Origin of the sequence: Bhargavaea cecembensis (assembly GCF_001619585.1) — a bacterium.
GTDB classification, from domain to species: Bacteria; Bacillota; Bacilli; order Bacillales_A; family Planococcaceae; genus Bhargavaea; species Bhargavaea cecembensis_A.
In genome coordinates this window covers 414,888-427,978 of sequence record NZ_LQNT01000011.1, presented here as the reverse complement: position 1 = coordinate 427,978, position 13,091 = coordinate 414,888, and the positions used below count along the sequence as shown (strand labels likewise).

Genomic DNA, 13,091 nt, shown 5'->3' with positions numbered 1-13,091 from the left:
CCGCGGTTTTTTTATGGCTGTTATCCCGGGAAATTGTCGATTCCGCGTTTATTTCCCGGGAAATGTGTTGTTTTTTGAAATTATTTCCCGAAATAAAGAAGGCCGCCCTCACAGGCGGCCTTCGTCATTATTCGAAATTCGATGCAATCCAGTGCTGGTAGGCAATCACTTCCGACATGTGGGCGAGGCCTTTTGACGCCGCGCGGTGAATCGGCACCCAGCCATCCCCTTTGTCGAGATAGACCTCGTGATGGGGCGCCTGGTCATGGAAGCCCGTCACATGGAACGTGCCGTGCCGGCGCAGGATGGCATGGACTTCATAATCGATCAGCGGGGCAGGCGTAATCGGGTTTCCGACCGAATGCTTCAGCAGGAAGCCGAACTCTCTGCCGTCATGCTCAAGCGGCTCGATTGTAAAGTCTTCGATCGAGGCGGTGCCTTCCTCGCGTTTTCGGCCTGACAGCCCGTAGGCGACCGTCTTGCCGGCTTCTTTCCGGAAGACGAGCGGGTAGCCCGGATCCTTATAGGAGAGGGTCACATCCCCGCGCGTGCGGAACGACTCGCCCTCGGGATCGAAGTCGCGGCCGTCCCCCTTGAACGTCCGGTTCGGGGAGAGTACGTTCGGGTTATTGATGAATTTCTCCTCGAGGAAAGTCGTATAGCGCATCCGCCAGCGCTGGACCGGCTCAGGCTCCCGCCATTCTTCCGCCGGCAGGAGCAGCTTCGATGGTTTTCCGATCACTTTGGTGATCCAGAACTCTTCCATGACGTCTTCCTGTGTGCTCGATTCCGGATTGAACTTTCCGGCAATGCGGCCGAGAATCGATTTGCCGGCACTCATCGGTTCATCCGCCTTGCGTGCCGGGCGGCTTGTCCGGATCATATAGTAGGTCTGCTCGTCCGGCACTTCCCGGTCGATAAAATAGCAGTCCTCGGTTTCTGTCAGGAGTTCCCCGTTTTTGAAGACGGCGTAGGTCTTGGCTTTCGGGACTTTCTCCCAAGAGAGGGCTACTTGCGATTTGGCGACAATTGTCGTGAAAACAAGGTAGCGGAGCGGGTTGTAGGCATCTTTTTCCGCCTTCAGTGCGGAGGTCTGCATCATGATGACGTCCTCGGTCCGACCGTTGCGGATCCGTTCGACCGAGTAGTGATACATTTTGCCGTCTTTCACGTACTCATCGGTAAAATCGCACACCGGTCCTTCCTGACGAAGTTCGCCTTCCTTATAAACGCGGTATTCATCGCCCGTATCGTCCCATTCAAAGGTGATCACACCTGGGCGGTGCGTCACCGAGCGAATTTCAAACTTCTCCGGTTCCAATTGGCTCACTCCTTTTCGAGACAGCTGGTCTGTTGTTCCGAGTATCGGGAGTCTCTCTTCTGTGTATACCCGAAAAAGCGGCAGGATACTGCATGGAGTTTCTCATTGAATCGGGTACTATGAAGATGGAGGTGATGAGTTGATCTTGAAGAATCGGGCGAGGCCCGGAATCGAAGAGGTGTGTGACGCCGGACTGCGCAGGCTCAGGCCGGGCCATCCGCTTGCCGGCAAGCTGGAGGAACGCCGGAAACAGGCCGAGGCAGGCTTCGGTGGAGAAGCGCGGGTCGACATGGTGCTCCGGGAGTACCGCCATCCTGAGCCGATCCGGGTTTTCGCGGATCTTGGGCTCGCCTGCGGTTCCAGGTTTCAGCTGGACGCACTTTTGCTTACCCGTTCGTGGGCATGCCTTTTTGAAGTCAAAAACATCTCCGGTCGCTCCGTGATCAGGGACATCCCCCCTCAACTGGTCCGGATCACAAAGGACGGCCGCGAAGAAGCGCTCGGCAGCCCATTTGCCCAGCTGGACAGCCACCTCATGCTGTTCAGGGACTGGCTGCATGAGCACAACACCCCCATTCCTGTATACGGCGCTGTCGTCTTCGCTTACCCGAGCCAGATGGTCGAGGCGGCAGCCGCTCCACACCCCATTCTCTTCCCGAACAGTATTCCGTTTTTCTTGCGCAATCTGCCTGCAAAGCCTTTGCTGGATGAACATGAATTGGACGGGCTCGCCCGGCAAGTGCTCGCTGCACATGAACCCTATATCCAGCGGCCGCTCTGCACGATGTATCCTCAGGTGACCGCCCATGATATCCGGACCGGTATCATATGCCCGGGCTGCGGTGACATCGGCATGCACTGGCTCAATCGGGCATGGCATTGCCGTTGCGGATGCATCTCCCGCTCCGCACATAATGAAGCACTTCAGGATTGGTTCCACATTTTCGGCGGTGAACTCACGAATGAGGAATGCCGGAGGTTTCTTGGAGTGGAGGACCGGCATGCGGCCAGAAGAATGATGAAAAGTGCCGGGCTGATTGAAAAAGGAAAAGGCCGTTGGAAAACATATTCTCAATGATGAAGCTTGGAGCACTCCTGGAGGGTGCTCTTTTTGGTGAGCGCGCATAGAAGTTCTGCAAGCGCGCATAGAAACCGAATAACCGCGCATAGAACACTCGCGAGCGCGCATAGAACGCCGTGAACCGCGCATAGGATTCTATGCGCGGTCGTCCTGCGCTCCGCCGCCCCCACAAATCAAGGATAGGCCCGCGCTCACCCGCAACATGAAACCATTCGCCCCTTTCCACCGTAGAATGACTATATCCTTCAAAAAGAGAGGGTTTTCCTCATGCTGAATTTATTGTTGTTTTCTGTGATTGCGGGTCTGGTGCTGGCGCTTCTTGCCGTGCCGTTCCGGGCGACCCGTGATGTGAAAAAGGATGGCCACAAAGTGATGGAGCAGGTCAACACTGTACCGCTCCTGATCGGGTCCGCCGCCGTTTTCTCAATCCTCATATTTGCTGTCTACTATTTCCTTAATCTTGACCGCAACTGGACATCGCTCTGGCCGGCGGTTGTCATCGCGGCGGTGATTGGTGCTGCGTCAGCCGCAAGGGGAATGGAGCGCAAGGCGCGGACCATCCTGTCGCTTGCCGCGCTGGTGTTCGCGGCGTATATCCTAGCCGCGCCGCTCTTTAACGCCAATGACAAATACAAGGCGGTTGAGATGGAAGAGCAGGTTGAGATCAGCGCGTTCGATGAAACGAAGACGCCGGCAAGCGTGCCGCCCAAGTTTGCCCGCAACAAAATGAAAAAGGCATTCGGCCAGGTGCCGAACACGAGCTACTATGAACTCGGGGAGCTGCAGATCCAGAAAGTCGGGGGCGAGTTCGTCTACATCGCACCGGTCGAGTTTGCCGGATTCTTCAAGTGGATCAACGGCGATACGACGCCGGGCTACTTTACGATGAGCGCGACCGACTCAGCCGACAATCCGAAGTTCGTGAAGTCCGAGATGGCCTACACGCCGTCTTCGTACTTCCATAAGAATGTCGGGCGCCATATGCGCATGGCGGAGCCGGGCCTCATCTTCTACGGAGATGCCCAGCTGGAGATCGACGACGACGGCAAGCCGCACTATATCCGATCGTACGGGGAGTTCATCACCGCACGGAACGGCTTTGACGTGAAGGGGATCGTCACCGTCGATCCCGCAACCGGGAAGACGCAGCGCTACGCAACAGGGGACGTGCCGGAGTTTATCGACGGTGCCGTATCGCCTGAGGCCGTCAGCCTGGCAAACAGCTACTACGGAAAATATGTCCATGGTTTCTGGAACTCGCTGTTCGGCAAGAAAGATGTGAAGCTGCCGTCCGACGAAGGGACCGAGGCCAACGTAAGCCCGGTGTTCGACGAGACCGGCCGTATGTATTACTTCACCGACTTCACGAGCCCGAAAGAAGGGGTCGACTCGATGCTTGGCTATGCGCTCACCGATGCACGGACGGGTGAGGCGACTTACTACACGGGCAATCTTGAAGAGTCATACATGGACTCGCAGGGAACGCTTCAAATCATTGAGAAGAAATTTATCGAGAAAAAATGGTCCGGCGAGATGCCGGTGCTGTACAACTTCTACGGCGAGGCCAGCTGGCTGACGCCGGTGCTCGACCAGAACGGCTTCCTGCAGAATTACTTCATCGTCTCGGCGGCGAATCCCGAGATATCCGTATTCGCAGGTACGCCGAACGAAGCCCTCAAGCTGTACAAGACGGCGCTCCAGCGCGGCGGCTCGACCGTGGACGGATCTTCCGGGGCGGAAGAGGCCAAAGCGGCAGTCACCGTCCAGCGCGTTTATAAGGAGCGCGCGGGTGATTTCACGCTCGTGTCGGTCCTGGCAGAAGACGGGCGGAGCTTCCTCGCATCAACGGAGACGGTGCCGCTCGCAGTTTATATCCGGGAAGGCGACCAATTGGACATCACCTATCTTGAAACCGGCGAACTGTTCCTGCCGGTGAAAGAAATGACGAACACAACCATCGGACAATAAGAAAAGCCCTCCGCGCGCTGCGGAGGGCTTGCTATATTATGCGGAGACCGTGAACGGCTCCAGGATATCTTCTTTCTGACGCTCTTCTTCATGGAAGTTGAACACTTCATCGGTATGCTCGTAGGAGTCACCGTAGAAATCTTCGTCTTTGTACGTGTGGATCTCCTCATACGTTCTGCGCATATGATCGTAGATGGCCTGCTCGACCGATTCTTCACCTTCATGGTTCGGGGCCCAGTAGAGAATCTCCAGGTCGGTCTTCTCGCCAGTCGCCAGCGACCGGCGGCTATAGCCGATGCGGCGGGCGTGGGCAAACCCGTTGCGGGCATAAAACTTCAGCCGCTTGGCGGTGTCGGTGTCCTCATAGTCGACAGGCTCGACTTCGAGAATGATCGGTTTCTTTTTGGCTTTCAGTTTTTCGATCAGCTTGCCGCCAAGCCCCTGTCCGCGAGATTTCGACGAAACGAACAGATAATCGACAAAGAGAAACTCGTCGAATTCTGCATACATCAACACGTGGTACGGACCCTCATCCTTGCCGTACACGCCTTCCTTTTCTTTCAGGAGTGTTTCCATATGATCCTTGGACTTCATTTCTTCCACGGGGAAATATTCGTTGAGCTTGTCGTACCAGTTCAAATTGAACCGCCTCCGGTATGTTTGGTTTCATCCGGGGTTTTTGTTTGGGGGGAGTTCAAATGAGGAAAAAAACAGATGAGAAAAAAACCTCGCACGTTCCGGCGGACATGCCGGCAAACCTGCGTTGGGAATAACGCAGTCCACATCCCTTTCTATACCCGGTCCAAAACAGGATAAACCTCTTTTATTAAAAAAGTATTTTCATCCTGCAAAAAATCAGGCTCTATCCTGCGCAAAATCTTTGCGGGTGCATGTATAACATCGTATAATTAAGTCAAAGATAGTCAAAGTCAACTGAGTCTATGTGTCCTGGAAAGAGGTGAAACCATGAGGAACATCTCCGACATCATTGAAGGATATCTCAAGTCGATTCTCGAAAAGGAACAGGACGGGATGGCGGAGATCAAGCGGAGTGAAGTCGCGGAGAAATTCCAGTGCGTTCCTTCGCAGATCAACTATGTCATCAAGACCCGGTTCACGACGGAACGCGGCTACATGGTTGAGAGTAAGCGGGGCGGCGGGGGGTACATCCGCATCGTCCGGGTCCGGCCGCACAGCCGGATCGACCTGATCGAGCAGATTGTCGAGGGGCTGGACGGCGGCTCCACCCAGGCGATGGCCGAGGACATCATCCGGCGCCTTATCGATGAGGATGTCCTCACGGAGCGCGAGGCAAACATGATGCATGCCGCCGTGCACCGTATGACGCTCATGTCGCAGCTTCCGGAACGGGATCTGCTCCGCTCCCGGATCATGCAGGCAATGCTCAGCGCGTTAAAATATGAGGCGGCAGGCGGCGAGGCGAAAAACCAGGGCGGCTCCGCCGAAGGATGAGGCAAATGACCCCGGCCGGCACCCGCATGCCGGCCGCTGAAAGAGGTGTGTTCGTTGATCTGTGATAACTGCCATGAACGGCCTGCTTCGGTCGTCGTGACCCAGAGCAAAAACGGAAAAACCGAGGAGCGGCATCTGTGCGACGTCTGCGCGGCGCACTTCCAGCCGTTCCAGGGGGACTTCGGGGGGGACCCGCTCGGCATCCAGCAATTTCTCCAGAACTGGTTTGCCGGCCCGGGTGCGTTTCAGAATACAGCGCAGCCCCAGGTCAACAGCGGCCCCGAATGCCCGAACTGCGGTCTGACGTTCCGCCGCTTTATCGAGCGCGGGAAGTTCGGCTGTGCAGAATGCTACGGAGCCTTCCGCAAGGAACTGCCCGAAGTGTTCAATAAGGTCCAGGGAGGCCACACGAAGCATGAGGGCAAGGTGCCTGCCACCTACAGCGGGCGCATCGCCGCCGAACGGAAGATCAAGGACCTGAGGCGACAGATGAAGGAAGCCATCAACCAGGAAGAATTCGAGCGGGCTGCGCAGCTCCGGGATGAAGTAAGGGAATTGGAGCGCAGTCTGGAGGAAGGGGGCGGACAGGATGTCGTCGATTGAAAGCTTCCTTAAAAATGCGGTCACCCCTTGGATGGGGCCGAAGGGCGAGTACTCGAATATCGTCATGTCGACGCGCGTCCGGCTTGCACGTAACCTGAAGGGTTCCCGTTTCCCGCTTGATTTCAGCCGGGAGGAGGCGGGAGAGGTCGAACAAAAAGTCGCCGCCGCACTCGAGGGCATGGAGGACTTTTCTCATATCCAGATGGAAACTGTGCCGGCGATCCAGCGGCAGGCGCTTGTCGAGAAGCATCTGATCAGCCCTCAGCTGGCGGACCCGGAGCGGCCCGGCTCGGTGATTCTCTCCGGTGACGAGTCGGTGTCGATCATGGTGAACGAGGAGGATCATATCCGGATCCAGGTGATCTACCCGGGCCTTCACCTCATGGAAGCGTTCGACCGTGCAAACGACATCGACAACCGGCTTGAAGAGTCCCTGCCGTACGCGTTTGATGGGGACTTCGGCTATATCACAAGCTGCCCGACAAATACGGGCACGGGATTGCGCGCATCGGTCATGCTGCACTTGCCTGCGCTTTCCATCACGAGCAACATGGCGCGCATCACCCAGGCGGTCGCCCGGCTCGGCATGACGGTACGCGGCAGCTACGGCGAAGGATCCGATGCGCTCGGCAACGTCTATCAGGTGTCGAACCAGATCACGCTCGGGAAGTCGGAGCGGGACATCCTGATGGACCTGCGCGATCTGACGGAACGGCTGATCGAGCAGGAGGAACGGGCGCGCCGCGCGCTCCGGGAGCATTCGCAGATGAAGCTGGAGGACCGCATCTGGCGGTCGTTCGGAATTCTGACGAACGCCCGCGTGCTAGCGACCGATGAAGCGGCAAACCGGCTTTCCGACCTCCGGCTCGGCATCGACATGGGCATTATCCCCGATGTCGATGTATCCGTCCTGAACGAGCTCATGATCTTTATGCAGCCGGCTTTTCTCCAGCAGTATGCGGGAGAGACGCTCCAGCCCGGCGAGCGCGACGTCTTCCGGGCGAAGCTGATCCGCGAACGGATCGGCATGGGCCGCCAGTCCGGCGGCGGAGAAGACTGATCAGCAGGATGGAAAGTGTTCCGCGAGCATATGTTTTGTACGGGGAAGTACTCCCGTTTATAATGGTCAAAGAAGGTCAAATAAGACCTTCCCAAAAGAGTTATGGCGGTTCTTCCGTTTCCGGTTTGACTCCGGAGTGTTTAGGGGAACCTTCTATCATATAACAAGAATCAAAGTTCATCAGGATCTGCATAAATGATCATTATGAGAAGAGAGGGATTGTGTATGATGTTCAACCGCTTTACGCAACGCTCACAAAAAGTTCTCCAGCTTGCGCAGGAAGAAGCCATCCGGATGCGCCATGATGCCATCGGGACCGAACATATTCTTCTGGGCCTTATCCGAGAAGGCGGCGGCATCGCAGCAAAAGCGCTTGAGGCGATCGGAGTTAATTTCGAGACGATCGAAGAAGGCGTCGAAAAGCTGGTCGGCACCGGCGACCGCGAAGTCGGCCCGATCATCCACTATACGCCGCGCGCGAAAAAGGTCATCGAGCTGTCGCTGGATGAATCCCGCAAGCTCGGCCACTCCTATGTCGGCACAGAGCACCTCCTCCTCGCGCTGATCCGCGAAGGGGAAGGGGTCGCTGCACGCGTTCTCGCCAATGCCGGCGTATCCCTGAACAAGGCCCGCCAGCAGGTGCTCCAGCTGCTCGGCTCAAATGAAAATGGCCAGGGTGCCCAGGCAGGCGGCGGCAACTCGTCCGCCAGCACGCCTACGCTGGATTCCCTTGCCCGCGACCTGACCGAGATTGCGCGTGAAGGCACGCTCGACCCGGTCATCGGCCGATCCAAGGAAATCACCCGCGTGATCGAAGTCCTGTCTCGCCGGACGAAAAACAACCCGGTCCTCATCGGGGAGCCGGGTGTCGGTAAGACGGCGATCGCAGAGGGCCTCGCCCAGCAGATCGTCAACAACGAAGTTCCGGAAACACTCCGCGACAAGCGCGTCATGACACTCGACATGGGCACGGTCGTCGCCGGCACGAAATACCGCGGTGAGTTCGAGGACCGCCTGAAGAAAGTGATGGAGGAGATCCGCCAGGCAGGAAACATCATCCTCTTCATCGACGAGCTCCATACGCTGATCGGGGCCGGCGGTGCGGAAGGCGCAATCGATGCGTCGAACATCCTGAAGCCGGCGCTCGCACGCGGTGAGCTCCAGTGCATCGGTGCGACGACCCTTGATGAGTACCGCAAGTACATCGAAAAAGACGCCGCGCTTGAGCGCCGTTTCCAGCCGATCCAGGTAGACGAGCCGACGGTCGAGGATACAATCAAGATCATCCACGGCCTGAGGGACCGCTACGAGGCGCACCACCGGGTGAAGATCACGGATGAAGCCGTCGAGGCGGCAGCCAAGCTGTCTGACCGCTACATCTCCGACCGGTTCCTCCCGGACAAGGCGATTGACCTGATTGACGAGGCAGGTTCCAAAGTCCGGCTGCGCTCATTCACGACGCCGCCTGACCTGAAGGAACTCGAGCAGCAGCTCGACAGCGTCCGCTCCGAAAAGAACGCCGCGGTCCAGAGCCAGGAATTCGAAAAGGCCGCTTCGTTCCGCGATAAGGAGCAGAAGCTGAAAGAAGAGCTGGAGCGCACGAAGGAAGAATGGAAAGAAAAGCAGGGCAAGAAAGAATCCGAAGTGACGGTAGAAGACGTTGCGCAGGTCGTCTCCATGTGGACCGGTGTCCCGGTCTCGAAGATTGCGGAGACCGAGACTGCGAAGCTCCTCAACATGGAAGAAGAGCTTCATAAACGGGTCATCGGCCAGAACGAAGCGGTCGACGCGATCTCACGGGCCATCCGCCGTGCACGTGCGGGCCTCAAGGATCCGAAACGCCCGATCGGCTCGTTCATCTTCCTTGGACCGACCGGTGTCGGTAAGACGGAACTCGCCCGTGCGCTTGCCGAAGTGATGTTCGGCGACGAGGACGCGATGATCCGCATCGACATGTCGGAGTACATGGAGAAACACTCCACGTCCCGTCTTGTCGGCTCGCCTCCGGGCTACGTCGGCTTCGACGAGGGCGGCCAGCTTACAGAAAAGGTCCGCCGCAAGCCGTACTCGGTCATCCTGCTTGATGAGATCGAGAAGGCGCACCCGGACGTCTTCAACATCCTCCTCCAGGTGCTTGAGGACGGCCGCCTCACAGACTCCAAGGGCCGTACGGTCGACTTCCGAAACACCGTCGTCATCATGACGTCGAACGTCGGAGCGGAGACCCTCAAGCAGAACAAATACGTCGGATTCAACCTCCAGGACGGCAAACGGGACCACAAGGACATGAAGGACACGATGCTCGGCGAACTCAAGAAAGCCTTCCGGCCGGAATTCCTGAACCGTGTGGACGAAATGATCGTCTTCCACTCGCTGGATAAGGAAGAGCTCGGACAGATTGTCAACCTCATGGCCGACCAGCTTGTCAAGCGCCTGGCCGAACAGGATATCGAGCTTGTCATCACGGAGGCTGCGAAGGAACGGATCGCCGATGAAGGGTACGACCCTGAATATGGTGCCCGCCCGCTCCGCCGCGCACTCCAGAAGAACGTCGAGGACCGCCTGTCCGAAGAACTGCTTAAAGGCGAAATGCTCGCCGGCCAAAAAGTCGTGTTTGACGTCGACGAAGACGGCAAGTACACGGTCCGCACCGGAGAGCCCGCAACTGCAGGAAGCGCGAAAGAATGATATAATCTGGCTATCAAACAAATGGTTGAGACATCCCGCCCGCATCCGCGGCGGGATGTCTTTTCCGTGCCTGGAGGTACAAATGGCGAAAAAGAAAACGAAGTTCATGTGCCGGGATTGCGGATACGAATCACCGAAGTGGATGGGCCGCTGCCCTGGCTGCGGCGAATGGAACACGATGGATGAGGAAGTGGCGATTGTCGGGAAAGCCGCACGGAGCGGTGCTTTCCGCACCGGGACGGGTTCCGCCAGCAAGGCGTCCCCGATCACATCGGTCGAGACGCAGGAAGAGCCCCGAGTCGAGACGGCTTTCGGGGAGCTGAACCGCGTGCTCGGCGGCGGCGTGGTCCCGGGCTCCCTCGTCCTGATCGGCGGCGATCCGGGGATCGGCAAATCGACGCTCCTGCTGCAAGTGTCTTCGCTTCTCGCCGAGAAGGGCCGGCGCGTCCTTTATATCTCCGGCGAGGAATCGGTGCGGCAGACCAAACTCAGGGCAGAGCGGATCGGCGTCACCTCCCCGGAACTCTATATCTATTCCGAGACCGACATGGAGCATATCCGCCAGTCCATCGAGGAACTGAAGCCGCAGTTTGTCATCGTCGACTCCATCCAGACAGTGCACCATCCGGACGTCACATCCGCACCGGGCAGTGTTTCTCAGGTGCGCGAGTGTACCGCTGATCTCATGCGGATCGCGAAAACGACCGGGACGGCCATTTTCCTCGTCGGGCATGTTACGAAGGAAGGCCAGATCGCAGGTCCCCGTCTTCTGGAGCACATGGTCGACACGGTGCTTTACTTTGAAGGGGAGCGCCATCACACGTACCGGATTCTCCGGAGCGTGAAAAACCGGTTCGGTTCGACGAACGAGATGGCGATTTTCGAAATGATCCAGTCCGGGCTGAAAGAAGTGCTGAACCCTTCCGAACTGTTCCTCGAGGAGCGCTCAGAGGGCGCGGCGGGTTCCGTCGTCGTCGCTTCGATGGAAGGCACCCGGCCGATTCTCGTCGAGATCCAGGCACTTGTCACGCAGTCCAGCTTCAACTATCCGAAGCGCATGGCGACTGGACTCGACCAGAGCCGCGTGTCGCTTCTCATGGCCGTTCTGGAAAAGCGGATGAACATGCTGCTCCAGACACATGACGCCTATATCAAGGTGGCAGGCGGCGTGAAGCTGGACGAACCGGCAATTGACCTCGCTGTCCTCACGAGCATCGTCTCCAGTTTCAAGGACACCGCCGTCAGCCAGTACGACGTCTTTGTCGGCGAGGTCGGCCTGACCGGCGAGATCCGCCGTGTGTCCCGAATCGAACAGCGCGTCCAGGAAGCGAAAAAGCTCGGATTCAAGCGCGCCATCGTACCCGCCTCGAATCTGGGCGGCTGGGATTACCCGGAAGGCATACAGGTCGTCGGCGTCAGCACCGTCGCCGAAGCACTGGGTGAGGCTTTCAAGTAAGCGGATATGACAGGTTTACTGAGGCATGTCGATCTGCCCCGTATTTCCGGAAAACCGGCCGGGACTTTCGGCCTTTACGCAGAAAAGTCAGCGGCATAGATTAAAACAAGGCGGTTCCGTTGCATATACATGCGGCGGGGCCGTTTTTTGGTTTCAGGAGCGGCGGATAGGGGAAGGACTTGAGGATCCGGACTGTTTAGAGCGAGGGGCTATGGGGGGTCCCTGCCAAAAGGAACTTCTTCCCTTCTTTTTCGTCCGAATATTTATGGAAATCATATGGTTTTCATCACCCTCCGGAAGGAAGTCCGGGGGTCGAAAGTGTATACTTTAAGCAAGGAGGTGAAAACCATGCTGAACTTTTTTGTGAAGGTCGCCTATGCACTGATCGGGGCCACGCTTGGTGCCATTTTTCTTCCGTCATTATTCGAACTTTTATCCGTTAACCAGCCATGGCTCACCAATGCCTATACTTCCGCATTAATCGGTGCCATTCTTTTTTATCTGCTCAGCCTCGTGCTGACAGAGCCGACCGTGCGATCGATCAAATGGCTCGAGGAGCGCCTCATGAAAGCACCCGTGCTTGACCTGCTGTTCGGGACAGTCGGTATGATCATTGGTCTGATCGTCGCGTTTCTGCTGTCTTTCGCGGTCGGCGCAATCCAGTTCCCGCCCATCACGGACATCCTGCCGGTGATCCTCTCCGTGCTGCTCGGCTACCTCGGTTTCCAGTTCGGTTTCCAGAAGCGGGAAGAGCTGATCCAGACGTTCACGAGAAGTACGGAAAAGAAAAAAGACGGTGTGCAGCCGTCTGACGAATTCCGTGCAAGCCAGAAAATCCTGGACACGAGCGTCATCATCGACGGCCGGATTGCGGACATTTCCGAGACCGGGTTCCTCGAGGGAGAACTGGTCATTCCGCAATTTGTCCTGACAGAGCTGCAGCACATCGCGGACTCATCCGACTCGCTCAAGCGGACGAAGGGGCGCCGGGGGCTTGATATCCTGAAGCGCATCCAGGACGACCGACAGACCGTCATCACCGACGAAGACTTTGACGACGTAAGCGAGGTCGACATGAAGCTTGTTCGTCTGGCGAAGAAAAACGGCGGGGTCGTCGTGACAAACGACTTTAATCTGAACAAAGTGTGCGAGCTGCACAATGTCCGGGTGCTCAACATCAACGATCTGGCAAACGCCGTCAAGCCGGTAGTCATCCCGGGAGAGGAAATGCGTGTCACCGTCATCAAGGAAGGCAAGGAAGCCAACCAGGGCATCGCCTATCTGGACGACGGGACGATGATCGTCATCGAAAACGGAAAAAACCAGATCGGCAAGACGCTCACCGTCGCGGTGACAAGCGTCCTGCAGACGTCTGCGGGTCGGATGATCTTCGCCCGGCCGCGTGACGTGAAAGCGAAAAACTGACGAAAAGGCAGGGCCC

At 57.4% G+C, this 13,091-nt stretch carries 10 protein-coding genes; 8 read left to right on the top strand and 2 right to left on the bottom strand.

The features are described from left to right. Window positions 1-127 precede the first annotated feature (127 nt). A complete protein-coding gene (locus tag AV656_RS12900; protein ID WP_063182597.1) occupies window positions 128-1,321 on the bottom strand; it encodes a DUF3238 domain-containing protein in 1,194 nt (397 codons plus the stop codon). A 139-nt stretch (window positions 1,322-1,460) separates the two neighbouring features. Here AV656_RS12900 and AV656_RS12895 point away from each other — a divergent pair, with 139 nt between their 5' ends. Together AV656_RS12895 and AV656_RS12890 are read left to right on the top strand one after the other, a co-directional pair. Then, window positions 1,461-2,399, top strand: a complete 939-nt coding sequence (locus AV656_RS12895; protein ID WP_063182595.1) for a nuclease-related domain-containing protein — start codon at window positions 1,461-1,463, stop codon at window positions 2,397-2,399. A gap of 270 nt (window positions 2,400-2,669) precedes the next feature. Next, window positions 2,670-4,370 carry a hypothetical protein gene (locus AV656_RS12890; RefSeq protein ID WP_063182593.1) on the top strand — a complete coding sequence of 567 codons (1,701 nt, stop codon included), beginning with the start codon at window positions 2,670-2,672 and terminating at the stop codon, window positions 4,368-4,370. 36 nt (window positions 4,371-4,406) lie between these two features. Here AV656_RS12890 and AV656_RS12885 read toward each other — a convergent pair whose 3' ends face one another. Then, window positions 4,407-5,009 (bottom strand): GNAT family N-acetyltransferase, encoded by a 603-nt coding sequence (locus AV656_RS12885; protein WP_063182591.1) that lies wholly within the window; start codon window positions 5,007-5,009, stop codon window positions 4,407-4,409. Between the two features lie 327 nt (window positions 5,010-5,336). Between AV656_RS12885 and AV656_RS12880 the strand changes: the two genes are divergently transcribed. The 6 genes from AV656_RS12880 (at window position 5,337) to AV656_RS12855 (ending at window position 13,075) form a co-directional block, all read left to right on the top strand. Continuing rightward, window positions 5,337-5,843: a CtsR family transcriptional regulator gene (locus AV656_RS12880; protein WP_063182589.1), complete on the top strand. Its 507-nt coding sequence runs from the start codon at window positions 5,337-5,339 to the stop codon at window positions 5,841-5,843. A gap of 54 nt (window positions 5,844-5,897) precedes the next feature. Next, window positions 5,898-6,446, top strand: coding sequence for a UvrB/UvrC motif-containing protein (locus tag AV656_RS12875; protein ID WP_063182587.1), 549 nt, complete (start codon window positions 5,898-5,900; stop codon window positions 6,444-6,446). Then, entirely contained in the window at window positions 6,433-7,506 is a 1,074-nt protein-coding gene (locus tag AV656_RS12870; RefSeq protein ID WP_063182585.1) for a protein arginine kinase, read from the top strand. Before AV656_RS12875 ends, AV656_RS12870 begins: the two co-directional genes overlap by 14 nt. 225 nt (window positions 7,507-7,731) lie before the next feature. Continuing rightward, window positions 7,732-10,194: an ATP-dependent protease ATP-binding subunit ClpC gene (gene clpC, locus AV656_RS12865; protein WP_063182583.1), complete on the top strand. Its 2,463-nt coding sequence runs from the start codon at window positions 7,732-7,734 to the stop codon at window positions 10,192-10,194. 82 nt (window positions 10,195-10,276) lie between these two features. Next, complete coding sequence (radA, locus tag AV656_RS12860; protein WP_063182581.1) at window positions 10,277-11,650, top strand: DNA repair protein RadA; 1,374 nt, start codon at window positions 10,277-10,279, stop codon at window positions 11,648-11,650. A gap of 348 nt (window positions 11,651-11,998) precedes the next feature. Further along, window positions 11,999-13,075, top strand: a complete 1,077-nt coding sequence (locus AV656_RS12855; protein ID WP_063182579.1) for a PIN/TRAM domain-containing protein — start codon at window positions 11,999-12,001, stop codon at window positions 13,073-13,075. The last annotated feature ends 16 nt before the right edge of the window (window positions 13,076-13,091 follow it).